The sequence below is a fragment of the Pantoea sp. GbtcB22 genome, from assembly GCF_019091025.1.
Classification (GTDB): Bacteria; Pseudomonadota; Gammaproteobacteria; order Enterobacterales; family Enterobacteriaceae; genus Pantoea; species Pantoea leporis.
This window is the reverse complement of record NZ_JAGXKB010000411.1, coordinates 1-256: the sequence shown is the minus strand read 5'-3', so window position 1 is coordinate 256 and position 256 is coordinate 1. Positions and strand designations below refer to the sequence as shown.

Here is a 256-nt window from a genome sequence, read left to right as displayed (position 1 = left end):
AACATCGGGAAGAATTATGAAAGTCATCTGTACCTCACCGTCGTTTGCAAAATATGACGAGACGCCGATAACCACGCTGCAACAGCACGGTTTTGAGCTGATCACGCTGCCCGCCGATGCGCCGCTGTGCGCACTCCAGCCGCATCTGGCGGACACCGTGGCGCTGATCGTGGCTTTTACCGACATCAACGAAGGGCTGCAGGCGTTAGCACCGCAGTTGAAAATCATCTGTTAGCACGGCGTTGGCGTCCACAAC

1 pseudogene is annotated in these 256 nt (G+C 55.9%); it reads left to right on the top strand.

The window, feature by feature from the left end:
* Positions 1–16: 16 nt before the first annotated feature.
* Positions 17–232, top strand: a pseudogene (locus KVT28_RS25625) (hydroxyacid dehydrogenase); the annotation flags it as partial.
* Between the last annotated feature and the right edge of the window lie 24 nt (positions 233–256).